General features: G+C 66.7%; 18 protein-coding genes. 6 read left to right on the top strand and 12 right to left on the bottom strand.

Annotated features, from left to right (window positions below; all coding sequences use genetic code 11):
* Nucleotides 1–19: 19 nt before the first annotated feature.
* Nucleotides 20–4,135 carry a DNA-directed RNA polymerase subunit beta gene (rpoB, locus tag ACORJG_RS04350; RefSeq protein ID WP_427791933.1) on the bottom strand — a complete coding sequence of 1,372 codons (4,116 nt, stop codon included), beginning with the start codon at nucleotides 4,133–4,135 and terminating at the stop codon, nucleotides 20–22.
* A 320-nt stretch (nucleotides 4,136–4,455) separates the two neighbouring features.
* On the opposite strand from rpoB, the gene ACORJG_RS04345 reads away from it, so the two are divergent.
* The 4 genes from ACORJG_RS04345 to ACORJG_RS04330 all read left to right on the top strand — a co-directional run bounded on the left by ACORJG_RS04345 (nucleotide 4,456) and on the right by ACORJG_RS04330 (nucleotide 10,449).
* The gene (locus ACORJG_RS04345; RefSeq protein ID WP_427791932.1) at nucleotides 4,456–4,971 is read left to right on the top strand and encodes an FKBP-type peptidyl-prolyl cis-trans isomerase; all 516 of its coding nucleotides are present in this window, start codon (nucleotides 4,456–4,458) and stop codon (nucleotides 4,969–4,971) included.
* 98 nt (nucleotides 4,972–5,069) lie between these two features.
* Nucleotides 5,070–7,013 carry a M61 family metallopeptidase gene (locus ACORJG_RS04340; protein ID WP_427791931.1) on the top strand — a complete coding sequence of 648 codons (1,944 nt, stop codon included), beginning with the start codon at nucleotides 5,070–5,072 and terminating at the stop codon, nucleotides 7,011–7,013.
* Between the two features lie 204 nt (nucleotides 7,014–7,217).
* Nucleotides 7,218–9,227, top strand: coding sequence for a M61 family metallopeptidase (locus tag ACORJG_RS04335; protein WP_427791930.1), 2,010 nt, complete (start codon nucleotides 7,218–7,220; stop codon nucleotides 9,225–9,227).
* A 109-nt stretch (nucleotides 9,228–9,336) separates the two neighbouring features.
* Nucleotides 9,337–10,449 (top strand): Ppx/GppA phosphatase family protein, encoded by a 1,113-nt coding sequence (locus tag ACORJG_RS04330; protein WP_427791928.1) that lies wholly within the window; start codon nucleotides 9,337–9,339, stop codon nucleotides 10,447–10,449.
* Between the two features lie 170 nt (nucleotides 10,450–10,619).
* On the opposite strand, the gene ACORJG_RS04325 is transcribed toward ACORJG_RS04330, so the two are convergent.
* The 5 genes from ACORJG_RS04325 to gyrA form a co-directional block, all read right to left on the bottom strand.
* Nucleotides 10,620–11,495: a peptidylprolyl isomerase gene (locus tag ACORJG_RS04325; RefSeq protein ID WP_427791926.1), complete on the bottom strand. Its 876-nt coding sequence runs from the start codon at nucleotides 11,493–11,495 to the stop codon at nucleotides 10,620–10,622.
* A 32-nt stretch (nucleotides 11,496–11,527) separates the two neighbouring features.
* Nucleotides 11,528–12,367 (bottom strand): peptidylprolyl isomerase, encoded by an 840-nt coding sequence (locus ACORJG_RS04320; RefSeq protein WP_427791924.1) that lies wholly within the window; start codon nucleotides 12,365–12,367, stop codon nucleotides 11,528–11,530.
* Between the two features lie 8 nt (nucleotides 12,368–12,375).
* Nucleotides 12,376–12,861 carry a pantetheine-phosphate adenylyltransferase gene (coaD, locus tag ACORJG_RS04315; RefSeq protein WP_427791922.1) on the bottom strand — a complete coding sequence of 162 codons (486 nt, stop codon included), beginning with the start codon at nucleotides 12,859–12,861 and terminating at the stop codon, nucleotides 12,376–12,378.
* Between the two features lie 54 nt (nucleotides 12,862–12,915).
* Nucleotides 12,916–13,713, bottom strand: coding sequence for an aminotransferase class IV (locus tag ACORJG_RS04310; protein WP_427791920.1), 798 nt, complete (start codon nucleotides 13,711–13,713; stop codon nucleotides 12,916–12,918).
* A 148-nt stretch (nucleotides 13,714–13,861) separates the two neighbouring features.
* The gene (gene gyrA, locus ACORJG_RS04305) at nucleotides 13,862–16,636 is read right to left on the bottom strand and encodes a DNA gyrase subunit A (RefSeq protein ID WP_427791919.1); all 2,775 of its coding nucleotides are present in this window, start codon (nucleotides 16,634–16,636) and stop codon (nucleotides 13,862–13,864) included.
* Between the two features lie 121 nt (nucleotides 16,637–16,757).
* On the opposite strand from gyrA, the gene ACORJG_RS04300 reads away from it, so the two are divergent.
* Nucleotides 16,758–17,369 (top strand): superoxide dismutase family protein, encoded by a 612-nt coding sequence (locus tag ACORJG_RS04300; protein WP_427791918.1) that lies wholly within the window; start codon nucleotides 16,758–16,760, stop codon nucleotides 17,367–17,369.
* Between the two features lie 6 nt (nucleotides 17,370–17,375).
* Here the strand turns inward: ACORJG_RS04300 and ACORJG_RS04295 are convergent, their stop codons facing one another.
* Nucleotides 17,376–18,284 carry a DMT family transporter gene (locus tag ACORJG_RS04295; RefSeq protein ID WP_427791916.1) on the bottom strand — a complete coding sequence of 303 codons (909 nt, stop codon included), beginning with the start codon at nucleotides 18,282–18,284 and terminating at the stop codon, nucleotides 17,376–17,378.
* A gap of 110 nt (nucleotides 18,285–18,394) precedes the next feature.
* On the opposite strand from ACORJG_RS04295, the gene ACORJG_RS04290 reads away from it, so the two are divergent.
* Entirely contained in the window at nucleotides 18,395–18,961 is a 567-nt protein-coding gene (locus ACORJG_RS04290; RefSeq protein WP_427791914.1) for a nucleoside 2-deoxyribosyltransferase domain-containing protein, read from the top strand.
* A 66-nt stretch (nucleotides 18,962–19,027) separates the two neighbouring features.
* Here ACORJG_RS04290 and ssb read toward each other — a convergent pair whose 3' ends face one another.
* The 5 genes from ssb to ACORJG_RS04265 form a co-directional block, all read right to left on the bottom strand.
* Nucleotides 19,028–19,534: a single-stranded DNA-binding protein gene (gene ssb, locus ACORJG_RS04285; RefSeq protein ID WP_427791912.1), complete on the bottom strand. Its 507-nt coding sequence runs from the start codon at nucleotides 19,532–19,534 to the stop codon at nucleotides 19,028–19,030.
* Between the two features lie 87 nt (nucleotides 19,535–19,621).
* Nucleotides 19,622–20,041: a hypothetical protein gene (locus ACORJG_RS04280; protein WP_427791911.1), complete on the bottom strand. Its 420-nt coding sequence runs from the start codon at nucleotides 20,039–20,041 to the stop codon at nucleotides 19,622–19,624.
* Nucleotides 20,042–20,046: 5 nt separating this feature from the next.
* The gene (locus tag ACORJG_RS04275; protein ID WP_427791910.1) at nucleotides 20,047–20,718 is read right to left on the bottom strand and encodes a hypothetical protein; all 672 of its coding nucleotides are present in this window, start codon (nucleotides 20,716–20,718) and stop codon (nucleotides 20,047–20,049) included.
* Between the two features lie 79 nt (nucleotides 20,719–20,797).
* Nucleotides 20,798–23,509: a transcriptional regulator gene (locus ACORJG_RS04270; protein WP_427791909.1), complete on the bottom strand. Its 2,712-nt coding sequence runs from the start codon at nucleotides 23,507–23,509 to the stop codon at nucleotides 20,798–20,800.
* Nucleotides 23,510–23,752: 243 nt separating this feature from the next.
* Nucleotides 23,753–24,652, bottom strand: coding sequence for a flagellin (locus ACORJG_RS04265; protein ID WP_427791908.1), 900 nt, complete (start codon nucleotides 24,650–24,652; stop codon nucleotides 23,753–23,755).
* Nucleotides 24,653–24,659: the final 7 nt, after the last annotated feature.

The following is a 24,659-nucleotide window of genomic DNA, read 5'->3' as shown; positions in this document are numbered from 1 at the left end:
GGAAGGGCGCTTGATCCGATCAGCTGTTTTCCAGCTCCACGTTCAGGCCCAGCGAGCGCATTTCCTTCACCAGCACGTTGAAGGACTCGGGGATGCCGGCCTCGAAGCTGTCGTCGCCGCGGACGATCGCCTCGTAGACCTTGGTCCGGCCGGCCACGTCGTCCGACTTCACCGTCAGCATTTCCTGCAGGGTGTAGGCGGCGCCGTAAGCTTCCAGAGCCCAGACCTCCATTTCCCCGAAGCGCTGACCGCCGAACTGCGCCTTACCGCCCAGCGGCTGCTGGGTGACGAGCGAGTACGGGCCGATCGAACGGGCGTGGATCTTGTCGTCGACCAGGTGGTGCAGCTTCAGCATGTACACATAGCCGACCGTGACCGGGCGCTTGAACTGCTCGCCCGTCTGGCCGTCGAACAGGATCGACTGACCCGAACGATCCAGATCCGCCGATTCCAGCAGATCCTCGATGTCCGAGATGCGCGCGCCGTCAAAGACCGGAGTCGCGAACGGAACGCCCTTGGACAGGTTCTGGGCCAGTTCGATCAGCTCTTCGTCGCTCTGCGGCAGCGGCGTGTCGGCGCCGTAGATCTGGGTCAGACGCGACACCAGGGCGTCGCGCATGCCGCCATCCATCCACTGCTCGAGCAAGCCCTTGATCTGCTTGCCCAGGCCAGCGGCGGCCCAACCCAGGTGGGTCTCGAAGATCTGGCCGATGTTCATGCGCGACGGCACGCCCAGCGGGTTCAGAACGATGTCGACGTGGGTGCCGTCGTCCAGGTGCGGCATGTCCTCGATCGGCAGGATCTTGGAGATGACGCCCTTGTTCCCGTGACGGCCGGCCATCTTGTCGCCCGGCTGAAGCTTGCGCTTCACGGCCACGAAGACCTTGACCATCTTCATGACGCCGGGCGGCATCTCGTCGCCGCGCTGCAGCTTCTCGACCTTGTCTTCGAAGCGACGATCGAGGGCCTTACGGGCGTCCTCGAACTGCTTCTTCATGGCCTCCAGTTCGCCCATCGCCTTCTCGTCGTCGAGGGCGACCTGCCACCAAAGGCCCTTGGACACTTCGGCCAGCTTCTCTTCGGTGACCTCGCCGCGGCCCATGCCCTTCGGGCCGGACACGGCGGTCTTGCCGAGCAGCAGCGGCTTCACGCGGCCGTAGACGTTGCGTTCAAGGATCTTGAGCTCGTCGTCGCGGTCCTTGCCCAGACGCTCGATCTCGGCGCGCTCGATGGCCATGGCGCGCTCGTCCTTGTCGATGCCGTGGCGGTTGAACACGCGCACGTCGACGATGGTGCCGGCGACGCCGGGCGGCAGGCGCAGCGAGGTGTCGCGGACGTCCGAAGCCTTCTCGCCGAAGATGGCGCGCAGCAGCTTCTCTTCCGGCGTCATCGGGCTTTCGCCCTTCGGCGTCACCTTGCCGACCAGGATGTCGCCCGGCTGAACTTCGGCGCCGATGGCCACGATGCCCGCCTCGTCGAGGTTGCGCAGCGCTTCCTCGCCGACGTTGGGGATGTCGCGGGTGATTTCTTCCGGCCCAAGCTTCGTATCACGCGCCATCACTTCGAACTCTTCGAGGTGGATGGAGGTGAAGATATCGTCGCGCACGATGCGCTCGGAGATCAGGATGGAGTCTTCGAAGTTGTAGCCGTTCCAGGGCATGTAGGCGACCAGGACGTTACGGCCCAGAGCCAGTTCGCCCAGGTCCGTCGACGGACCGTCGGCGATCACGTCGCCGGCCTTCACCTCATCGCCCACGCGCACGATCGGGCGCTGGTTGATGCAGGTCGACTGGTTCGAACGCTGGAACTTCGACAGGCGATAGATGTCGACGCCGGAACGGCCCGCATCCACTTCGCCCGTGGCGCGCACGACGATACGGGTGCCGTCGATCTGCTCGACCACGCCGTCACGACGGGCGATCACCACAGCGCCGGAGTCCACGGCCACGACAGCTTCCATGCCGGTGCCGACCAGCGGCGCGTCCGACTGCACCAGAGGCACGGCCTGACGTTGCATGTTGGCGCCCATCAGCGCGCGGTTGGCGTCGTCGTTTTCCAGGAAGGGGATCAGGGCGGCGGCGACCGAGACGACCTGTTTCGGCGACACGTCCATCATGTCGACTTCGGCCTTGGTCAGCAGCTGGGAGTCGCCGTTGATACGGCCCGGCACCAGCTCCTCGACGATCTCGCCGTCCTTCAGGTCGATGTTGGCCTGGGCGATGACGTGCTTCGCCTCTTCCATGGCCGAGATGTAGACCACCTCGTCCGTCGCCCTGCCGTCGACCACGCGACGGTACGGGCTCTCGATGAAGCCGTACTTGTTGACGCGGGCGTGGGTAGCCAGCGAGTTGATCAGACCGATGTTCGGGCCTTCCGGCGTTTCGATCGGGCAGATGCGGCCGTAGTGCGTCGGGTGAACGTCGCGGACTTCAAAGCCCGCGCGCTCGCGCGTCAGACCGCCCGGGCCAAGCGCCGAAAGGCGACGCTTGTGGGTGATTTCCGACAGCGGGTTCGTCTGGTCCATGAACTGCGACAGCTGTGACGAGCCGAAGAATTCACGCACCGCAGCGGCGGCCGGTTTGGCGTTGATCAGGTCGTGCGGCATGACCGTGTCGATATCGACCGAGGACATGCGCTCCTTGATGGCGCGCTCCATGCGCAGCAGGCCGACACGATACTGGTTTTCCAGCAGCTCGCCGACCGAACGCACCCGGCGGTTGCCCAGGTTATCGATGTCGTCGATCTCGCCGCGGCCGTCCTTCAGGCCGACCAAGATCTGCAGGACCTTCAGCACGTCGTCCTTTTGCAGGACGCGGATTTCGTCCGAAACCTCGGGGGTCTCCAGACGCATGTTCATCTTGACGCGGCCCACGGCCGACAGGTCGTAGCGCTCGGCGTCGAAGAACAGGGAGTTGAACATGGCCTCGGCCGCTTCCGGCGTCGGCGGCTCGCCCGGGCGCATGACGCGATAGACGTCGAACAGGGCGTCCTCGCGGCCCGTGTTCTTGTCCACGCGCAGGGTGTTGCGCATGTAGGCGCCGACCGTGACGTGGTCGATGTCCAGCACGTCGATGGTGGTGAAGCCGTTGGCTTCCAGCAGTTCGATCGCGGCGGCGTCCAGCTCATCGCCCGCCTCAGCGTAGATTTCGCCGGTCTCGAAGTTGACGGCGTCGGAGGCCAGATACTTGGTCAGCAGGGCGTCAGCCGCCAGCGACAGCGACTTCAGACCGCCGTCAGCCAGCTTCTTGGCGGCGCGGGCGCTGATCTTCTGACCGGCCGGAGCGACCACTTCGCCGGTGTCGGCGTCGACCAGATCGAACTCCGGCTTCACGCCGCGCCAGCGTTCCGGCTTGTAGGGCGTGACCCAGCCTTCGCCGCGCTTCTCGTACGGAACCGTCTCGTAGAAGGTCTTGAGGATCTCTTCCCCGTCCATGCCCAGGGCATAAAGGAAGGTGGTGGCCGGCAGCTTACGGCGACGGTCGATGCGGACATAGACGATGTCCTTGGCGTCGAACTCGAAGTCCAGCCACGAGCCGCGATACGGGATCACGCGGGCGGCGAACAGCAGCTTGCCCGAGGAGTGGGTCTTGCCCTTGTCGTGGTCGAAGAAGACGCCCGGCGAACGGTGCATCTGCGAGACGATCACGCGCTCGGTGCCGTTGACGATGAAGGTGCCCTTGTCCGTCATGAGCGGGATGTCGCCCATGTAGACGTCCTGCTCCTTGATGTCCTTGACCGAACGCGCGCCCGTTTCTTCCTCGGTCTCGAACACGATCAGACGCAGCTTGACCTTCAGCGGCGCGGCATAGGTCATGTCGCGCTGTATGCACTCCTCGACGTCGTACTTCGGGTCCTCGAACTCGTAGGAGACGTATTCCAGGACGGCGCGCTCGTTGAAGTCCTTGATCGGGAAGACCGACTTGAAGACCGCCTCGATACCCTCGTCCCTGCGCAGGCCGGGGCGCGACTCGCGCTGCAGGAACTGCTCATAGGAAGCGCGCTGAACCTCGATCAGGTTCGGCATCTGCACGGCTTCGGGGATGCGCCCGAAGCTGTAGCGAATGCGCTTCTTGCCGGTGAACGACGTGGCGGCAGCGATCTTACCCAAGGCGAGACCGTCGGTGGACTTGGCCATTCTGTTTTCCCAATCGCGGCCCCTTGCGAGGCCCGCTCTCAATGCAGCAGCCACGGCGCGCCGACCGGCGATCCGTGACCGTAAATGTCTCTTGGCGTCCACCCTCGATCCGCACGCGGATCAGGACGCCTGGATGTATCCGCCCCCTTGGGGAGGGGCGACGCCTTCGCACCGGTCGGAGGGCGACAAACCGGGCCTCGGCGCTTTCGCGCGGGATTCATGGAATCTGCGGAGCGCGCATATATACGCTCTTCTGGGGCGAAATAAAGACCCTTCACACGCCAGTCGACAGTTTCGATCAGCGTGATAAGCCTAGCCTTATGAAGCACATCGCCCTGCCCGTCCTCGCCGCTCTCTCACTGGCCGCCTGCGCCTCGACGCCCGATGTCGACTACCCCGGCCTGCGCGAGCCCGTCGGCCCCGCAACGCAAGAGAACTGGGAGGTCGGTCAGGCGGCCTATCTGATGTGGAACGGCCTGCGTCCCGGCTGGACCTCGACGCCGTCGGGCCTGCAGTACCGCCGCATCAGCAAGGCCAATCCGAACGGCGTTCAGCCGGTCGCGACCGACATGGTCAAGGTCCACTATCGCGGCGCCTTCATCGACGGGCGTGAATTCGACAGCTCCTATTCGCGCAACGAACCGGCGACCTTCCCGCTGAACCGCGTCATCAAGGGCTGGACCGAGGGCGTGGCCCTGATGCGCGAAGGCGAGACCTATCAGTTCGTCATCCCGGCCGATCTGGCCTATGGCCCGCGCTGGATGGGTACGGACATCCCCGCCAATTCGGTCCTGCGCTTCACCGTCGAGCTGCTGGAAGTGAACCCGGAACGCTGATCAAACGCCGTCGCCCGACTTGACGCGGCCTGCGACACATTGTCGTCTGCAACGCCTTGTCGAGGTCGCCGGGGCGGCCGTCCTGTGAGATCGCCGTCATGAAGCACTTCCTTTTGGCCGTCAGCGCCGCCGCCCTTCTGCAATCGGCCGGAGGCGCCGCCCTTGCTCAGGTCGGAACGCCCGCCCTGCCCGTGGCGCTGGCGCCCATCCCGGCGGCCAAGGATGTCGCCTATCCCGGCGTCATCAAGCTGGACGTCGACGCCACCGACATCGACCGCCGCCTGATCCAGGTGCGCCAGACCATTCCCGTCAGCGGCCCCGGCCCGCTGGTCCTGTTCTATCCCCAGTGGATTCCCGGCCATCACGGCCCGGTCGGCCCGGTCGCCAACGTCGGCGGCCTGACCTTCACCGCCAACGGCCAGCGGCTGGAATGGGTGCGCAACACCCTTCAGCCCTGGGCCTATCAGATCGAAGTGCCCGCCGGCGTGACCGAGGTCGAGGCCGCCTTCCAGTGGCTGACGCCGATCGAAGGCAGTCAGGGCCGCGTCACCGTCACCCCCGAAATGGCCAACGTCCAGTGGGACAAGACCCTGCTCTATCCGGCAGGCTATTATTCGCGCCAGATCACCTTCCAGCCGACGCTGAAACTGCCGCAGGGCTGGAACTACGGCACGGGTCTGGACACCGTCAGCTTCGAGAACGGGGTGGCGCGCTTCGCCCCCATCACCCTGGAGCATCTGGCCGACAGCCCGGTCTTCGCGGGCGCCCATTATCGCCAGTTCGACCTTGATCCGGGCGGCCGCTCGCCGGTGCGTCTGAACGTCATCGCCGACACCGCCAAGATGCTGGAGGCGAGCGACGAGCATATCCAGCTACACCGCAATCTGGTCCGGCAGGCCGACCGCCTGTTCGGCGCGCGCCACTATGACCACTATGACTTCCTGCTGGCGGTGACGGACAAGCTGGGCGGCATCGGGCTGGAGCATCACCGCTCGTCCGAAAACAGCGCCGATGTGAAGTATTTCACCGACCGCGAGGCGACGCTGGCCGACCGCGACCTGCTGGGCCACGAATACACCCACAGCTGGAATGGCAAATGGCGCCGCCCGGCCGACCAGCTGACGCCCAATCTGAACGAGCCGCTGCAGAACTCCCTGATGTGGGTCTATGAGGGCCAGACGCAGTATTGGGGACTGGTGCTGACCGCCCGCGCGGGCTTGATGAGCAAGCAGCAGGCGCTGGACGTGCTGGCCATGACCGCCGCCAGTTTCCAGAACATCCCCGGCCGCCAGTGGCGCGCCATGCAGGACACCACCAACGACCCCATCATCAGCCAGCGCCGCCCGCAGCCGTGGAGCAGCTATCAGCGCAGCGAGGACTATTACCGCGAGGGCTCGCTGATCTGGCTGGACGCCGACACCCTGATCCGCGAGCGCACGGGCGGGAAGAAGTCGCTGGACGACTTCGCCAAGGCCTTCTTCGGCGTCGAGGACGGGAACTGGGACCCATCGCCCTTCACCTTCGACGATGTGACCACGGCGCTGAACGGGGTGCAGGCCGACAACTGGGCCGCCTTCCTGCGCGAGCGGCTGGACGCGGTCGGCCCTAACTCACGCGGGCCGCTGGACGGCATCGAGCGCGGCGGCTACCGCCTGGTCTTCAGGGAAGAGCCGTCCGGCTATATGGGCGCCCTGTATAAGGAACTGGGCCGCAACGACTTCACCTATTCGCTCGGCTTCATGATGAACGGCTCGAACAAGATCACCTCCGTCCTGTGGGGCGGCCCGGCGTTCGAGCAGGGCCTGACCTCGGGCTGGGAAGTCGTCGCCGTCGGCGGCCGCGCCGCGTCGGCTGATGGGCTGAAGGAGGCCGTCACCGCCGCCAAGGGAACGTCCGAGCCAATCGAACTGATCCTGAAGAACGGCGACGTCTTCAAGACGGTGCGCTTCGATTACCACGAGGGCCTGCGTTACCCGCATCTGGAGCGGATCGAAGGCACGCCCGACCGGCTGGGCGACATCCTGTCGCCGCGGCCGCGGTAAGGGCTTAGCGCCGCGCCTCTCCCTCCCCTTCATGGGGAGGGTGGTCGCGTAGCGACCGGGTGGGGGCGGCTTGGTGATCCCAGCCTCGGCGCTTGAATAGCCTTGCCCTCCCCACCCGGCCTCGGCCTGACGGCCTCAGCCACCCTCCCCATGAAGGGGAGGGAGAAGGTCGCGCTGGGGCGGAAACGTCGCTACAGCATCTGCATGACCCTGAACTGCCGCCTGCCCGCCGCCGCCCTCGCCCTGCTGCTGACTTCCGCCGCGCCTGCGGCCTTCGCCAACGACTGGACCGGCCCGCAGGCGTCTGCCGCGCCGACGCCGCAGAACACGCCGCTGGCCCTGCCCCGCGCTCTGCCGCCGATCCCGGCGCCGACGGCTGCGGCCTATCCCGGCGTCATCCGCCATGAGGTCGACGCCACAGACGTCGAGAAGAAGATCGTCCACGTACGCCAGACCATTCCGGTCACGCCCGGTCATCTGGTTCTGCTCTATCCGAAGTTCCTGCCGGGCAATCACGCCCCGACCGGCCCGATCCAGCTGATCTCCGGCGTGACGGTGCAAGGCAACGGCTCTGATGGCTCGGGGCGCATCGACTGGCTGCGCGACACCATCGACCCCTACGCCTTCCACATCGACGTGCCGCAGGGCGTCAGCGAGATCACCGTCGATTTCCAGTGGCTGACCCAGCCGGACAACTCGGCCTGGCGCGTGGTCATGACGCCCGAGATGCTCAATCTGCAGTGGGAGAAGGCCCTGCTGTATCCGGCGGGCTATCATTCGACCGGCATCACCTTCGCCACGTCCATCCGCCTGCCGCAGGGCTGGAAATACGCCGCCGCCCTGGGCACCGAAAGCTTCATCGACGGACTGGCGACGTTTGCGCCGACCGACCTCTACACCCTGATCGACAGCCCCCTGTTCGGCGGCGCCCACTTCCAACGCATCGCCATCGACCCGCGCCGTGGGAATGGCGAAGGCGTCGTTCATCTGAACATCGTCGCCGACGCGGCGAAGGACCTGGCGCCGACGCCCGAGCAACTGGGCCTGTTCGAGAATCTGGTCGCCCAGACGGACCGTCTGTTCGGCGCCCGCCCCTATGATCGCTACGACTTCCTGCTGGCGGCGACGTCGAAGCTGGGCGGCATCGGGCTGGAGCATCACCGCTCGTCCGAGAACTCGGTCCCGGCCGACTTCTTCACCAACTGGGGCAAGAGCATGGGCGCCGTCGGCCTTCTGCCGCACGAGTTCACCCACGCCTGGAACGGCAAGCGCCAGCGTCCCGCCGACGAACTGACCGCCAACCACAACGTCCCGACGCAGAATACCCTTCTGTGGGTCTATGAGGGCCAGACCCAGTATTGGGGCGAGGTGCTGACCGCCCGTTCAGGGTTGGCGTCCAAGGCCGACGCCCTGACCAATCTGGCCGGGATCGCCGCCTTCTACGACAACCAGCCCGGTCGCGGCTGGCGCCCGCTTCAGGACGTGAACAACCACAATCTGCTCGGCTATCGGACCAGCAGCCCCTACCCCTCATGGACGCGCGGCACCGGCGATTATTATCGTGAGGCCCTGCTGATCTGGCTGGACGCCGATACCCTGATCCGTGAGGCGACGGGTGGGAGGAAGTCGCTGGACGACTTCGCGCGGGGCTTCTTCGGCGGCGACGACGGGTCGTGGGCGCCGCGCGGCTATGTGTTCGAGGATGTGGTCGCCGCACTGAACGCCGTCCATCCGCACGACTGGGCGAGCTTCCTGCGCACCCGCCTGGACGACAGCGGACCGGACGCCCGGGCGCCGCTGGATGGTCTGGCGCGCGGCGGTTATCGCCTGACCTATACCGACAGCCTGAGCGCCGATGAAAAGCGCGTCCTGTCCGACTGGGCGACGGATTTCCAGTATTCGCTGGGCTTCACCCTGTCGGCGTCGAAAAGGCTGACCGGCATCCGCTGGGGCGGCCCGGCGTTCGAGGCCGACATCGGGCCGGGCTGGGATCTGGTGGCCGTCAACGATGTCGCCGCCTCAGCCGAGAGACTGCGCGACGCCGTCACCGCCGCCAAGGGCGCCGACGCGCCGATCCGCCTGCTGCTCAAGAACGGCGACCGCTACCGCACCGTCGACTTCGACTATCACGACGGCCTGCGTTACCCGCGTCTTGAACGGATTCCCGGCACGCCCGACCGACTGGGCGACATCCTCGCTCCGCGCCGCCGCTGAGGGGACGACAGGCCCGCCGCGCACATGACGGCTTGGCGCGACGGGCCGGTGCGGTTTAACCTGTCAGGGACGGGCGCCGCTTCGGACCGCCCACATGAGAACTCGGCCCATGCCGGAGACCCCTGGCGCGCCCGGACGGCGCGACACGCGGTCCCTGCCTCGAAGGCCCCGCAACAGCGGGCATTTCGATCGGGAGGCGCCCCTCTATGGCGCCCTCGACCTGGGGACCAATAACTGCCGCCTGCTGATCGCGCGCCCGTCGCGCGACGGCTTCCGCGTGGTGGATTCCTTCAGCCGCATCGTGCGACTGGGCGAGAGCCTGTCGCGCACCGGCCGTCTGGACGACCGGGCCATGGATCGCGCCTATGACGCCCTTGCCCTGTGCGCCGAGCGTCTGGTGCGCAAGGGCGTCGATCCCAACCGCCTGACCGCCGTCGCCACCCAGGCCTGCCGCATGGCCGAGAACGGCCCGGCCTTCGTCGAGCGGGTGCGGCGCGGCACCGGCCTGCGGCTCAGGATCATCGATCCGGCCGAAGAGGCCGCCCTGTCGGTGGCGGGCTGCCTGAACCTGTTCGATCCGCGCGCCGAGGCGGTGCTGGTGATCGACGTGGGCGGCGGCTCGACCGAACTGTCCTGGCTGATGAAGGGGCCGCGCGGCTTCGACACCGTGGCCTGGATGTCGGCGCCGCTGGGCGTGGTCAGCCTGGCCGAACGCCACCCCGAACCCGAAGGCAGCCCGCCTGAATGGTATGAGGCCATGGTCGCCGACTTCGGCGCCGCCATCGCTGTGGGCGGCCCCGAAGGCCCTGACTTCCTGTCGCGCGTCAGCGCCGGGCGCGGCCACATGGTCGGCACATCGGGCGCGATCACCAGTCTGGCGGGCATCCATCTGGGGCTGAAACGCTATCAGCGCGATCTGGTCGACGGCCTGTGGATGACACGCGGCGACTGCGAAAAGGCCGCCGACCGCCTGATCGCGCTTGGCCCGGCCGGTCGTGCGGCGGAAAACTGCATCGGACCGGATCGAGCCGATCTGGTGCTGGCGGGCGCCGCGATCCTTGAAGCGGTTCAGCGCGCCTGGCCGTGCGAGCGGGTGCGCGTGGCCGACCGCGGCCTGCGCGAAGGGCTGCTGCTGCAGAAGATGCGCGAAGATCGCCAGCCCAAACCGCGCCGACGGCGTCGTCGTAGAGGCGGCGGCGGGGGCGGCAGCACCGGCGAATAGACACGGCTTTCTCCCTCCCCTTCATCGGGAGGGTGGCTGAGCCTGAAAGGCGAGGCCGGATGGGGAGCGCCTGGTGATCAGGGCGCGGCGCTTGAATAACACTGCCGCCCCCACCCGGTCGCCGCTTCGCGTCGACCACCCTCCCCGGGACGGGGAGGGAAAAGCGGCGCTCAGTTCACCTCGACCGGCAGTTCGATGTCGCAGACCGAAAAGTCCGCACCTTTTTCCGCCCGCACTCTCTCGACCAATTGCCGGAACGGCGCGCTGGATGCGCTCAACACCCGCACCGTCGGTCGATCGCCCTCGGGCAGGTCGCCCGCCACACGCACGCGCGTCATAACGTCAGGATCAGTCACTATGCCGTCCGGGTTCGGGCTGAACTTGAGGGCGCGCACGACGTCCAAGCCTGCTGCCACCCGCCCCCAGACGGTGTAACGTTTGTCCAGCGCCGGATAGGGCTGGCGCATCAGGAAGAACTGGCTGTTGGCGCTGTCAGGCGCATCATCGCGCGCCATGCCCGCAACGCCGGGACAATACAGCCCCCACACATGAACCTTGCCATCCGCCGTCGTCGCCATCACGGCGTCGGGCTGTGTCTGGACCGGCAAAGACTGGATGAAGCCGATCCGTGCGCCCGCCGGGTCCGCAACGGCGGTGAAGGACGTGTTCGCATCGCGGCGGAAGGTGAGCTCGGCCTTCAGGTCAGGATGCCAGCTCTGTCCGTCGCCCGTGCCGAGCGGATCGCCGGTCTGGGCCATGAAGCCGTCGATGACCCGGTGCCATTTCAGCCCGTCATAAAAACCCGCCCTGGCCAGCAGCCGGATGCGGTCGACGTGGCCCGGCGCCGCCTCGGGCGTCATCTCGACCAGAATGCGCCCCTGGCTGGTGTCGATGACCAGCAGATTGTCCGGCGCCACGACGCGCCAGTCCGTCTCAGCGAAAAGAGGGACGGCGCTGTCGGCCGCAAGCGTCTGAGCCCCGGCTGACGAGACGCAGACCGCCATCGAAAGCAGCCCCGCGCCGATGATCCGAAGTCCGTACCTCATGCCTCCGCCCCTCCCCGGCGCAGGCGACGTGCTCAGCCTCCCTGCACGGGCGGCTGGACGTCGCAGATGTTGAAGGTCGCGCCCTTTTCAGCGCGCGCGGCCTCGACGGCGGCGTTGAAGGGCGCCGAGCCGGGGTTGGCCACCCGGATCGTCGGGCGCTCGCCCTCCGGCATGGCCGAGGCCAGCCGCACGCGGGTCATGGCGTCGGCGTCAGGGCCCACGGCGCCGTCGTTGGCGTCATTGCCCGCCTTCAGCGTCTTCAAGACCTCCAAGCCCTGAACCACGCGGCCGAAGACGGTGTAGCCGCCGTTCAGATTGTCGTTCTGGCCCATCATCAGGAAGAACTGGCTGTTGGCGCTGTCGGGCGAACCGGCGCGCGCCATGCCCGCCACGCCGGGACAGAACAGCCCCTGGGCCGAGGTCTTGAAGTCGGCCGTCACGAACATCTGGGCGTCCGGTTGAGTCACGATGGGGATGGAACCCATGATGCCGCGCAGGCCTGCGCCGCTGTTCTCGACCGGGGCGAAGCCGCTGTCGCGGCCGCGCCGGAAGGTGAACTCGCCCTTCATGTCCGGCAGTTCGCTGCCGCCTGCCCCGGTGCCCTGGGGGTCGCCGGTCTGGGCCATGAAGTTCGGGATGACGCGGTGGAACTTCAGCCCGTCATAGAAGCCCTGATTGGTCAGGGTGCGGATGCGCTCGATGTGGTTCGGCGCCACGCGCGGCTCCAGCTCGACCAGAACGCGGCCCTTGACCGTATCGATCACCCACAGATTCTCAGGCGACACCGTGCGCCAGTCACTCGACTGAGCAACTGCTCCACCGGCCAGCAGGGTCACGCCCGCCGCCAGCGCCATCAGAGACTTGATCTTCAAACCCGACCTCAATCCTTCTTGACCTTGGCCAACACGCTCGCGGCGACTGCGGGGCTGACGAAGCTGTCGATCCGGCCGTCCAGCCGGGCGATTTCCTTCACCAGTCGCGAGGCGATGGCCTGATGCCGCGGATCGGCCATCAGAAACACCGTCTCTATGTCGCTGTTGAGGCGCTGATTCATCGCCGTCATCTGGAACTCATACTCGAAATCGGCGACCGCGCGCAGACCGCGTACGATGACGCTGGCGTCCAGTTCCTCGGCGAAATGCATCAGCAGGCTGGAAAACGGCCGCACTTCGATGTCGGCGTTGAAACGCGCGACCTCGGCCTTGATCATCTCGACCCGTTCGGCCGTCGAGAACAACGGGCCCTTGTCGTCGTTCTTGGCCACGCCGATGACCAGCCGGTCCACCAGCTTGACCGCCCGCCCGATGATATCGAGATGGCCGTTGGTGACCGGGTCGAAGGTGCCCGGATAAAGTCCGATACGCATGGCCGTCGGCCTCCCCATCGTTTGGGTTCGTTTAGCAGGTGCGAAATGAACGGCCTAGATTTTCTGACGCGGCTGTGATCGCCAAAGGGCGTTTAGATGCTGCACTGCATCAGCGGCGCCGCTGAAAACATGGTCGTCGATGGCGGCGATCCCGGCCGCAGGCGTAGCGCTGTTGCACAGAAAAGCGCCGTCAAAACGGGTCAGGTCGGTCAACCGCACCACCGCCTCACGCTGCGGCGATCCAGCGCGGTCCAGCGCCTCGCGAATCAGGGTCTGGGCCACGCCGTCCAGCATGGGCGCGTCGGGCCAGACCACCGCATCGCCCTGAATAAAGCCGACATTCCACAGAGAGCCTTCGGAAATCAGCCCCTCCGCGTCCACGAACAGGGCGTCGTCATAGCCTGCCAACCGCGCCACCCGCCGCGCTCGTAACAGGCCCATGGTGGCGACGTGTTTCAGATGCGGCGCCTCTCGCCCATAAACCTGGCTCTGCAGCCGCACCCCATCGGGCAGAGGCGACGGCGGCGGCGCAACGCTGATCATCACCTGCGGCGCGCCGATCCAGTCCGGTTGGCGCAGGGACAGTTCGCGGAAGAACAGGCTGACGCGCAGCCATGCATCGTCCCTCCCGGCCAGAGCGGTCCGAATCTGATCGCGCAGCCGATCTTCAGCGACGGCCTCGCCGAACAGTTCAACCGCCGAACGGTTCAGGCGGTCCAGATGCCGATCCAGCCCGCGCACGCCCCCCTCCTCCACGGCGAAGGAGGTCAGGGCGCCGTAGTTGATCAGGGCCTGATGGCCCAGATCCTCAATTCCAGCAGGACGGCCGTCGATCCAGAGTTCAACCGCCATCAAATCCTTTCCTCCCCGTCATTCCCGGCCTTGTGCCGGGAATCCATAGACACAACGGCTGAAGGTTCAGGTGCGGCGCCCAATTGGCGACGCTGGCGGTTATGGATCCCCGGGACAAGCCCGGGGATGACGTAAAGCAGCGAGAAACCTAGCCCTCGCCCCCCTCAACCGCCGGGGCCTCGCCCGCGCCGTCGTCTTCATCATCGCCGCCGGAATCGGCCAGACGCTCGACCGAGACGACCTTCTCGTCCTTGCCTGTGCGGAAGATGGTCACGCCCTGGCTGGAGCGGCCGACGATGCGAACCTGGCTGACCGGGGTGCGGATCATCTGGCCGCCGTCCGTGACCAGCATCAGGTCGTCCGTGTCCTCGACCGGGAAGGCGGCGGCCAGGCGCGTGCCTGCGCGGCCACCCAGACCATGGGCCGTCAGCCCCTGCCCGCCGCGACCCGTGCGGCGATACTCATAGGCCGAGGACCGCTTGCCGAAGCCGGTTTCCGTGACCGTCAGGATGAACTGCTCGGCCGCGCCCAGTTCGGCGATACGCTCCATAGACAGGGTGGCGTCGCCGGCCTCTTCGTCATCCGCCTCGACCGTGACGCCTTCGTCTTCTGCATCGGCCCCGGCAAGCGCCTTACGCATAGCGTTGGCGTGTTTGACATAGGCGGCGCGTTCTTCCGGCGTGGCGTCCACACGGCCCAGAATGGCCATGGAGATGACGGTGTCGCCGTCCTGTAGGCGAATGCCGCGAACGCCGGTCGAATCCCGGCCCTTGAACACGCGCACGTCGTCGGCCTTGAAGCGGATGGCCCGGCCCAGCGCGGTCGTCAGCAGGACATCGTCCTCGGCCGTGCACAGGCCGACGCCGACCATGCCGTCGCCGTCTTCCAGCTTCATGGCGATCTTGCCCGCGCGGTTCACCGTGGCGAAGTCGCTGAGCTTGTTGCGGCGCACGTCGCCCGAGCGGGTGGCGAACATGATGTCGTAGTCGCCCCAGGTCGTTTCATCTTCCGGCAGGGGCAGCACGTTCATGATGCTGTCGCCCGGCTCGATCGGCAGCAGGTTGACGAAGGCCTTGCCCCGCGACTGCGGATTGCCCAGCGGCAGGCGCCAGGTCTTCAGCTTATAGGCCTTGCCGTTGGTGGCGAAGAACAGGACCGGCGTGTGGGTCGAGGCGCTGAAGACGCTGGTGACGACGTCCTCATCCTTCATCGACATGCCGCTGCGGCCCTTGCCGCCGCGATGCTGGGTCCGATAGGCGTTCAGCGCCACGCGCTTTACGTAGCCGGTGTGGGTGACGGTGACGACCATGTCCTCGCGCGGGATCAGGTCTTCGTCTTCCATCTCCGCGTCGCCCTCGCCGATCAGGGTGCGGCGCTCGACCCCGAACTGCTCCTTCACCAGCAACAGGTCTTCGCGGATGATGGCCAGGACGTTGGCGCGATCCGACAGAATGGTCAGGTGGCCCTGGATGGTGTCGGCCAGAGCGCGCGCCTCGCCGAAGATGTCGTCGCGGCCCAGACCGGTCAGACGCGACAGCGTCAGGGCCAGGATGGCGCGGGCCTGTTCGTCCGTCAGACGGATCTTGTCGCCCTCGACCAGCACGGTGCGCGGGTCGGCGATCAGTTCGACCAGGGCCATCATGTCCCCGACCGGCCAGGCCTTGGCCTGCAGCCGCTCGCGCGCCTCGGCGGGATCGGCCGAGCTGCGGATGATGTGGATGACTTCGTCGATGTTGGCGACGGCGACGGCCAGACCGACCAGGACGTGGCCGCGATCGCGGGCCTTGGCCAGTTCGAACTTGACCCGGCGGACCACCACTTCCTCGCGGAAGTCGAGGAAGATCTGCAGCAGGGCGCGCAGGCCCATCTGCTCAGGACGGCCGTGGTTCAGCGCCAGCATGTTGACGCCGAACGAGGATTGCAGCGCCGTATAGCGATACAGCTGGTTCAGGATCACATCGCCCGAAGCGTCGCGCTTCAACTCGATGACGATGCGCATGCCCAGACGGTCCGACTCATCGCGGACGTCAGCGATGCCTTCCAGACGCTTTTCGCGCACCATTTCGGCGATGCGCTCGATCAGGGTCTGCTTGTTCACCTGATAGGGCAGTTCGGTGATGATGATGGCGTCGCGATCCTTGCGGATCTCTTCGATCGAGGCCTTGCCGCGCACGATGACCGAGCCGCGCCCGTCGCGCAGGGCGTTGCGCGGGGCGGTGCGGCCCATGATCTCGCCGCCGGTGGGGAAGTCCGGCCCCGGCACGATATCCAGCAGGGCGTCGTCCGACACGTCCGGGTCGTCCAACAGGGCGACCGCAGCGTCGATCACTTCGCTCAGGTTGTGCGGCGGGATGTTGGTCGCCATGCCGACGGCGATGCCGCCCGCGCCGTTGACCAGCAGGTTCGGAATCCGCGCCGGCAGGACGACAGGCTCAAGTTCCTTCTCGTCGTAGTTCGGCTGGAAATCGACGGTGTCCTTGTCGATGTCGGTCAGCAGGGCCACCGCCGCCGGGGCCATCCTGGCCTCGGTGTAACGCATCGAGGCAGGCATATCGCCGTCGACCGAGCCGAAGTTGCCCTGACCGTCGACCAGCATCAGCCCCATGGAGAAGTCCTGGGCCATGCGGACCAGGGCCATATAGACCGAGGCGTCGCCGTGCGGGTGGAACCGGCCCAGCACGTCGCCGACCACGCGGGCACACTTGGAATAGGCGCGCTCGGGCGTCATGTTCAGGTCGTGCATCGAATACAGGATGCGCCGATGCACCGGCTTCAGACCGTCGCGCGCGTCCGGCAGGGCCCGGCTGACGATCACGCTCATGGCGTAGTCGAGGTAGGAGCGTTTCAGCTCATCCTCGATGGTGATGGTCGAAATATCGCCCGGCGCCGAAGGGGCGGCGTTTTGATAGCTGTCGTCGGTCAAGGAAATCAGGCTTTAAATGGCCGGAATCGGAACGTGATCCGCTGTTCCGGTTTCTAGCATCCGGGGGCCGTGGTGGCAAAGAAACGCCGCTGAAATCCCCATGTCGTAAAGGAAGAAAGCCATGCGCCCGATCTCTTCGCCTCTGATCCTCTCAGGCGTGTCCGCCGCGCTGCTGATGGCGAGCGCCGCCTGCAGCCAGCAACCCGCCGAACACGCCGCCGCGCCGGACGCCGCGCACAACGCCTCGGCTCCGGCCGAGCGCGCGACGCCGGGCCAGACCGCGCAGGTCTCCATCATCAACGGACAGGGCGCAGAAATCGGCAAGGCCACCCTGACGCAGGGGGCCACAGGCCTGCTGGTCAAGGTCGAGGCCACCGGCCTGACGCCCGGCTGGCACGGCATCCACTTCCACGCCACGGGCCAGTGCGAAGCGCCCTTCACCTCGGCCGGCGCCCACATCAACCACGGCGATCCGAAGCAGCCGCACGGCCTGCTGAACGCCGAAGGCCCCGATGACGGCGACCTGCCCAACGTCTTCGCCGACGCCCGCGGCGCCGTTCACGCAGAAGTCTTCACCCCTCGCGCCCGTCTGGCCGACAAGGGTCCGGGCCAGTGGCTGCTGGACGACGACGGCTCGGCCCTGGTCATCCACGCCAACGCCGACGACCATTCCAGCCAGCCGATCGGCGGCGCGGGCGACCGCGTGGCCTGCGCCGTCATCAAGGCGCCGTAAGCATCCTCAAACCTTGGCGGGAGCGCCGGCGCGAAGGCCGCGCTCCCCCAGGGCCACGGTGACGACGCCCAGCAATGCGATCGCCACCCCGGTCATGATCTGCGGCGTCAGCACATCGCCCATGAACAGCCAGCCGATCAGGATGGACACCAGCGGCGAGCCCAGCAGATAGGGCGTCACCCGCCCGGCCTCGCGCCGCTGGACCAGCCAGAACATCAGGCTGGTGGCGAACACCGACGACACCAGCCCTGCCCAGAACAGCGTGCCCCAGACCAGCGGCGGCGCGGCCTTGGCCGCCTCCCACTGACCCGTCTCGAACAGGGCCGACCCCAGCGTCAGCACCGGAAAGGCCATCAGCGCCAGCAGCCCCTGCATCTTCAGCGGCGGGATCGAGGTCGTCCGCCGTGCGATCACCGTCGTCAGCGCCCAGGCCGATGCGCCCATCGCCCCGACCAGAATGGCCTTCCAGTCCTTCAGCGCGTGCGGGTCCAGCGTCATCCACGCTACGCCCAGGAAGGCGATCACCAACCCGGCCGTCGCCACCTTCGATATACGCTCGCCCAGCAACAGGAAGGCGAACAGCGACGTCAGCGGGATCCACAGCTGGGTCGACACCGTCACCGGGCTGACGTCATTGGCCAGCCAGAAGGCCAGGTAGATCAACCCATAGTGGATCGGACCGCCCACCACGGCGATAATCAGCAAACTCTTCCAGTTCGGAAAAGGCGGCCGCACGAACCACACCAGACAGGCGGCGGCGATGGCGAAGCGCAACGCCCCTGTCATCAGCGGCGGCAAGGCCTCGGTGGCGATCTTGGCGGCGGCGTTGTTCACCCCCCAGATGACCAGAACGGCCACGATGGCGGCGATCTCAAGCGGCGTCAGCGCGTGCGGGGAGGAAGAGGAGCTGGACACATCTCATGCTTGCCACAAGGCGCGACGTTTCGCCTCTCACGAAGCATGACCGCAGGTTACCCTGCACAACCGGCCTGCCCCACGATCGCGAACGGGCTATAGAGGCCGCCATGAAGACCCCTGCCCTGCTGTCCGCCCTCGCCGTCCTGACCGCCTGCGTCGCCGCTGCGCCCGCGCTGGCCGAGCCGACGATTGTCGTCTCGCCTCAGCCCCTGCCGATCGACGACGCCCGACCGCGCGTCTTTCTGGGCGGCAGCATCGACATGGGCGGCGCGCCGGACTGGCAGGCGGCGCTGACGGCGGCCCTGTCCGACATGGACGTCACTGTCCTGAACCCGCGCCGTCCCGACTGGAACCCCGCCTGGCGGCCCGAGGCGGACGAGCCGGAGTTCCGCCGCCAGGTCGAGTGGGAGCTGGCCGCGCTGGAAAGCGCCGACGTCATCGTCATGTATTTCGCCCCGGGGACGCAAAGCCCAATCAGCCTGCTGGAAATGGGCCTGCACGCGCGCGGGGATAAGCTGATCGTGCTGGCCCCCAAAGGCTTCTGGCGCAAGGGCAACGTCGACATCACCGCCCGCGCCTATGGCGTGCGTCAGGTGCAGACCATGGACGAACTGACCGCCGCCGTCCGTCAGTCCCTGACCGAAGCCGCCGCCAAGGGCCGCTTCGCGCGCTGACACCCATATGAAAAAAGGCCGCGCCCCCGGCAGGGACGCGGCCTTCATATTCCGGCTGATCTAACCTTAGAACGGAATGTCGTCGTTCAGGTCGTAGCTTTCCTTGGGACCCGAAGGCTTGTTCGCGCCGCCGGTCGAGAAGCCCGAAGAATAGTCGTCGTCGCGACCGCCGCCGCCTCCGCCGTAACCGCCGCGATCACCACCGCCGCCCTGGCTGTCGCTGCGACCGCCCAGCATGGTCAGCTGGCCGTTGAAGCGCTGGATGACGATCTCGGTCGTGTATTTCTCAACGCCCTGCTGATCGGTCCATTTGCGGGTCTGCAGCGAGCCTTCGACGTAAACCGTCGAGCCCTTCTTCAGATAGTTCTCGGCCACCTTGACGATGTTGTCGTTGAAGATGACGACCGAGTGCCACTCGGTCTTTTCCTTGCGCTCGCCCGTGGCCTTATCGCGCCAGGTTTCCGAGGTGGCGATACGCAGGTTGGCGACGCGGTCGCCGTTGTTCAAAGAGCGGATTTCCGGGTCGCGACCCAGGTTGCCGACCAGAATGACCTTGTTGACGCTGCCCGCCATGACCGATGTCCTTTTATTCGTCTTGTCGCCTGCTCCTTAATCGAAACAGGCGAAATGTTCCAGTTTTGTTCACCCAAACAGGGTGGATCAGTTCGGCGCCACAGCGATGGGGCGACCATCGATTTCACGCTGGATGGCGCCGGGTATGGCCAGGCGGCCGTCCCCGGTCCGCGTCAGGGCGATGAACCTCGCGCCGTCCAGGCTCTTGCTGAAGCGCACGCCCGTGCGGTCGATGAATATGTACTGCCCCTGATAGGCGCCGGTCACTTCCGTCTTGCTGCCGCCCATGCGCAGGAAGTTCAGGCGCATCTCTTCCAGTCGCGCGGCGCAGAACTCGATCTGCGGCTGATCGCGGGCGACCACGTTCAGGAGCGGCTTGCCGTCGACGACCTTGCCGACATGGTAGCAGACGCCCGGATCCAGCGGCGCCTTGTGCGGAGCCTCACCACAGGCCGACAGCGCCATCGCGCCCGCCGCCAGCCCCGTCGCGGCCATGAGAAAACGCATCTTCGTCACAGCTCCGGGAACTGACAGTTGCGGTCCTGTTGAGCCAGGGTGCGGAAGCGGTTGTTATCGGTAGACTGCTCCACCCGGCGCGGCACCAGACGCAGGGTCGTATCGCCCCAGCGGCCATACTGAGCGTCGCCCGGACGCACGCACGTCCCTGAATACAGCGCCTGAACACAGGCCCCCAGGCTCATGTCGCCCGACACCTGACGCCACTCCGACCCGGTGTGGCGCAGGCAGGCCGTGCCAGAGGTCGCCGCAGGCGCAGGCCGCGCACCCGCGTCCGCACCGGCCTGACCAGCGGGCGGCGCCTCAGCCATGGTCACGACGGGCGCTTCGGGCGGCGGTGCGAACGAAGCCGTCGGCGCCGCCACCAGCGAACCGGTGGAGTCCAGACCGACATCCAGGGCGCTGGTCGCCACGCCGTTACGCTTGGCGCAGTCGGCCAGGGTGGCCATGCCGACGAACTGTCCGTCGACGAAGCAACGCAGTTCACGCGTCGGCTCCAGGGTCGGAGCCTCGGCCACGTCGATGGTCAGGCCGCCCTTTGACGCCGGCGGCGCCTCCGTCGGTTTGTCGCGTCCCCCGCTGAACACCAGGGCGGCCGCCACGGCGCCGACGACGGCCAGGCCGGCGCCGACGATCAGGACCATACGATTGTCTTTGGAAAGGGCCATGCCGCTCTCAACGCTGAAGAAGGCCCCACTAACCCCGTCACCCCCACAGCCGTCAACCGAAAGCGCCGTTCGCCGCCCCCTAGCCTGTGAGTCGCGCCAGCGCCGCCTGATAGTTGGCCAGCTGCGCCTGCAGATAGGCGGGCGCCTTGCCGGTGACGGCCGGCTTGGACGCCTCGGGCGACAGGGCGCGATAGGCGTCGCGCATCGCCTTGATGGCCAGTTGCACCTGATCCTTGGACTTGGCGATCGCCTCCGTCGTCGACAGATTCAGCAGCGGAGACAGGTCCACGCCGAAGGTCTTCTTCTTGTCCGCCGACTTGCCGATGAAGCCCGGCGACAGACCCAGCCCTGCCAAAGCGTCCCGCCCCGCTTCGCCCGGAATCAGCACCGCGCCCGCTCGCCCATCGGCGCTGGTGATCGACAGACGCTGGACCCCGCCGCTGGTCAGGCGGGTGTCCCCGTCCAGCCCGGTCAGATAGTCGCGATCCGTCTTCAGCGTGACCTTCAGATGACGGCCAGAGGCCAGTTCGATCTTGCGCGCCAGCGACTGCAGCGTGTCCTTGGCGTCGATCGTCACCGCCGTCTTCCGCCCCGTCGTCGGGTTCTGGACATAGAAGCGATCGCCCGCGCGCAGGGCTGTCGCGTCCACCAGCGTCTTGGAATCGCTCTGGCTGATCTCGCCCTGCGGCAGGCCCAGACGGTCCAGCACGCTGGCGCCGCCGGACGACACGGTCAGGGCCAGCGGCTTCGCCTGCCCTTCCGCCGCCGTCCAGGTCTGGCTCCACTCCACCTGACCGGTCTGCACGTCCAGCCGCGCCAGATAGCCGCGCGAAGGGTCTTCCGCCTTGGCCCCGATCGGGCGGTCCGAAATACCCGTCAGCCAGACCTTGCCGTCATGCACCTTGACGTCGGCGGCGCTGTCGTCGCCCGCCCCGCCGTAATAGGTCAGCCGATCCGCGCCCGAGGCCGCCAGATCCGTCGACAGCACGGCGACGAAGGCGTCCACGCCCCCGGCATGGGCGTTGGCGACCTGACCGGCGTTCAGGCCCGCATTGCGCGTCGCGCCCGAGACGACCAGCCGCCCGTCCGCCACGGCCAGACCTGCGATCTCGCCGCCCTGAGATGTGCCCAGATCACGCACGCTCAACAATTCTGGCGCGCCCGTGGCGCCGACGCGGAAGTGACGCAGGACGAAGGACCCGTTCTCGACCCCAGCGGTATAAAGATTGTCGCCATCGACGGTCATGGCCTGAACATTGTCATCGCCCGCCGTGCCGAACTGGGCCATGCCGGTCGCGGTCGCCGTGACCGGCGCCAGACTGTGGACCTGACTTTCGCTGAAGGCCTGAACATAGCCGTCCCAGCCGCCCACGGCGACTGCGCCCGGCATGGCGGATTTCGCTCGCCCGGCCACATAGACCCGGCCATCCACGCCGAAGGAGACAGCCGTGGCCTCGTCCTCGGCCTTGGCGCCGCGCCTCTGCGTCCACTGTTCGCGGCCGTCGGCGTCAAAGACGGTGACAAAGCTGTCCGCCGTTGTGGCCGAAGCCCCGCTCTCGCCCGGAAACAGAGCGCCGACGACCGATCCAGCCACCGCCACCCGCCCGTCCGCATCCACGGCGATGGCGTAACCGCTGGCGGTCGAGGCGGCTCCCAGCGCCCGGCTGACCACCACATGACCTGCTGAATCCAGCTTCATCAGGACAACGTCCGCCTGCCCCTTGATCGGCTGGGTTGCAGAGCCTGCTTTGACGTCCGCCACGATCCACATCGAGCCGTCCGACCCTGCGGCGCTGGCGCGCACGGTCTCGACGCCCTGCGGCAGGCTGAACACGCCGCTGCGGCCCTCGACCCAGAACCCCTCGCCAGAGCCCGCCACAGGGTTGCCGTCCGGGTCGAACTTCAGCACCTCATGGCCGCCCTTGGTCCCGGCCTCCTGCACCACCTGCACGGAATTGCGCGCCTCAGCCGGGACGAAGCTGACTGTTTCAAGGGAATCGCCGTTGACCGTCAGCCCCCAGCGCGTCGGCCCCGCCGGCAGGGTGATGGTCTTGTCGCCCGCCTTCACCGTACGCGATTCGGCTTCGATCATCTGGCGATGGATACGGGTCGAAACGCCCGCCGCCTCCAGCTTGCCGTTGATGTGCTGCAACACGTTTTCCATCGTGCGCGGCGCGGCGCCCATTTCAGCCAGATCGATATCGACGGTGCGGACGCCCGCGCTGGTCTTCACCTTGACGCCAAAGCGCACATCGCCCTGAAAAGCAGCGACTTCATCGGTCAGGGCGCCGTCATGGATCGGGCCGGTCAGATATTTCGGATTGTCGCGCGCCACCGCCGCGCTGGACTGGCTCTGAGACGCCGAGACACCCTGCACGACCCGCACGCCCTCGAACTGCGCCGACGCCAGAAAGCTTGTCAGCTCCGCTACGCCCGCCGAAAAACGACGGTTCAGCTGCTCGGTTTCCATGCGCGTTACGCCACGCTCGCCCGCCCGCGACGTCAGCGCCTCCAGCATGGTCAGGCCCTGATACAGGGCGAAGATCTTGCGGTAATCGCCGGACGAAGCGCCTTTGACGTCCAGAACAGCATTGTCTTCGTTGACGAATTTTCGCCCGCTCAAAGCCGAGCGCAGCAGGTCGGACTGGCTGGGCTTTTCCTTGGCCGTCAGGGTCCACGGCGCGGTCGGCTGCGTCTTGGGCTTGGGCGCAGGCGTCGCCGACGGCAGGGCGCCCATGCCGTTTCCAGCGCCGAAAAGACCGAGCAGATAGCTGTTGTTGATCGCCGCCACGCAAACCTCCGCCCGTCATCATCGCCTGTCGCTGTAACAAACTGTTTAACAGCCGTCAGGAACAGCCGTTTGACCCTGCCGTTCCCGTCTCATCACAGCCGAAGGTGAGACTTTCCATGTCACGCGTGCGCTGGATACTGATGCGACTGATCAGCCTGTACGGACTGGTCCCACGACCACCGCGCCGTCGACCGACCGGCCCGCCACATCGTCCGATCAGTCAGCGTCCGGGCTGACGCCCCATCATCCCTTGAACAGCGACAGGATGATGTTCGGCGCCTGGTTTGCGATCGACAGCGCCTGCGCGCCCAGCTGCTGCTGGACCTGCAGGGCCTGCAGGCGGGCGCTTTCACGCGCCATGTCCGCATCGACCAGATTGCCGACGCCGACCTCCAGCGAGTCCATCAGCTTGGTGACGAACAGGGTGTGCTTCTCGATCTGCTTGGACTGGGCGCCCAGTTCCGCCAGCTTGGCGCTGGCGCCGGTCAGGGCGGTTTCAACCAACGCCAGCGCAGACTCAGCGCCCGCCTGTGTCAGCAGTTCAGGCGTAACATCCGGATCCGTCGGCGTGGCGCCCGCGACAGCTAGGCCAAGCCCCCGCAACGACATGTCCTGTCGGTTCATAGTGATGGTTTCGGTCGCGTCCGCATTAGCCAAGAAGTTAAGCGGAGTCAGTGTCGTAGGAGGCGTGGCTGAGGGATCGGGGCGCGAACCATTCACCTTGCCGTTCAGGATATTCTCGCCATCAAAGGAGGCGTTGTCCGCAAACGACTGCAGCGACTTCAGCAGCGTCTGGAACTCATCATTATAGGCCTTGCGGGTCGCCGCTGACGCCGACGGATCAGCCGCTGCGGTCGCCTTCTGACGCAGTTCGACCAGGATGTCCGAAATCTGTTGCCCTGCCGCCAAGGCCACGTCGGCAACCGACGTCGCTCGGTTCAGACTGGTCTTGACCGATTCCAGCGCATTCATATCGGCGCGCTGGTTCTGGGCGATGGCCCAGGTGGCGGCGTTGTCGCGCGCGCCCTGAACCTTCAGGCCCGTATTCACCCGGCTCTGGGTCGACGCCAACTTGGAGTTGGTGGCGTTCAGGTTCTGAAGCGCGATCAGCGCCGACGCATTGGTGATTACGCTGTTGGTCATGGCTTTC

The sequence above is a fragment of the Brevundimonas diminuta genome, assembly GCF_050310045.1.
Classification (GTDB): Bacteria; Pseudomonadota; Alphaproteobacteria; order Caulobacterales; family Caulobacteraceae; genus Brevundimonas; species Brevundimonas diminuta_F.
Note: the sequence above shows the minus strand (reverse complement) of the source record. Positions and strands in the feature narration are given on the sequence as shown.